General features: G+C 61.2%; 2 protein-coding genes. One reads left to right on the forward strand and one right to left on the reverse strand.

From position 1 onward, the window contains the following. On the reverse strand, positions 1–217 hold a 217-nt coding region (locus ADK28_RS29805), incomplete at its 3' end, for an FAD-binding oxidoreductase (RefSeq protein ID WP_152929638.1). 245 nt (positions 218–462) lie between these two features. On the opposite strand from ADK28_RS29805, the gene ydiK reads away from it, so the two are divergent. Next, positions 463–1524: AI-2E family transporter YdiK (gene ydiK / locus ADK28_RS05850; protein WP_048795144.1), on the forward strand; the 1062-nt coding region annotated here is incomplete at its 3' end.

The following is a 1524-nucleotide window of genomic DNA, read 5'->3' on the forward strand; positions in this document are numbered from 1 at the left end:
CTCCGGCCAGACGGGCGATCAGCGCCACATCGGCAGTGGAACGGGGGAACACCACCGCATCGGGCAGCAGCTGATAGATACTGTTGTCGGTGGCCATCGTCAGCCGGTCGGCATAGCTGGTGGCGGTATCGCCGTTGAATCCGTTTTGCTTCAGTGCTTCCAAAAAGTCGAGCACCCGTTGAACGAGGCCGGGCGCCTGAGAAATCTGTGGGATCATTCGCTTTTTTGACCCTGTCCGTCTATTTTTTATGCGCTGATGTACGCTGAATCGGGCCTTTAATTCAGACCCACCCTATTTTTTAGTGACACTAAAAACTAACATACTCGTTTAGTGAAGGCATTCACATTATTACCGCCCTGCGAGCGCCGCCACAGGCGGCCGCCCGGCGGTGATAAACCGACCGACAGGCACCCCGATTCGCCGGTGCCAGGGATTTAATTGACCAGGATGAGAACCCACTGATGCCACTCCCGCAATCGCGTTACGACTTACCGCGAATTATTTTCGGCGTGCTGTTTATCGCCATCATGATCGTTGCCTGTTTTTGGGTGATCCAACCGTTTATTCTCGGCTTCGCCTGGGCGGGCATGGTGGTGATCGCCACCTGGCCGTTGCTGCTCAAACTGCAAAAGCTGCTGTGGGGCCGCCGCTCGCTGGCGGTGTTGGTCATGACCCTGCTGCTGATCCTGCTGTTCATTCTGCCTATTTCCCTGCTGATCAGCAGCGTGGTGGATAACAGCGCGCCGCTGATCGCCTGGGCCAGTTCGCCCGGCAAGCTGCACATTCCCGATCTCGCCTGGCTGCAGTCCGTGCCGATGATCGGCGACAGGCTCTATACCAGCTACCACACATTGGTTAACGCCGGCGGCGCTGCGCTGCTGGCGAAGGTGCAGCCGTACTTCGGCCAAACCGCCACCTGGTTCGTGGCGCAGGCGGCGCATATCGGTCGTCTGCTGCTGCACTGCGCGCTGATGCTGCTGTTCAGCGCCTTGTTGTATGCGCGCGGCGAGCAGGTGGCGCTGGGTATCCGTCACTTTGCGGTGCGCCTCGGTTCCAAACGCGGCGATGCGGCGGTGCTGCTGGGCGGCCAGGCGATCCGCGCCGTCGCGTTGGGCGTGGTGGTGACGGCGTTGGTGCAGTCGGTGCTGGGCGGCATCGGTCTGGCGGTAAGCGGCATTCCTGCCGCCACTCTGCTGACGATGCTGATCTTTATCTGCTGCGTGGCGCAATTGGGGCCGCTGTTGGTGCTGGTGCCGGCCATCATCTGGCTGTACTGGCACGGCGACACCACCTGGGGCACCGTGCTGCTGGTCTGGAGCTGCGTGGTGGCCACGCTGGATAACGTGCTGCGCCCGGTGCTGATCCGCATGGGCGCAGACCTGCCGCTGCTGCTGATCCTGTCCGGCGTTATCGGCGGTTTACTGGCCTTCGGCATGATTGGCCTGTTCATCGGCCCGGTGGTGTTGGCGGTATCTTATCGCCTGCTGACCGCCTGGATGGATGAAGCGCCGGAGCCGACCTCC

This window comes from Serratia sp. 506_PEND (assembly GCF_001076875.1).
Classification (GTDB): domain Bacteria; phylum Pseudomonadota; class Gammaproteobacteria; order Enterobacterales; family Enterobacteriaceae; genus Serratia; species Serratia marcescens.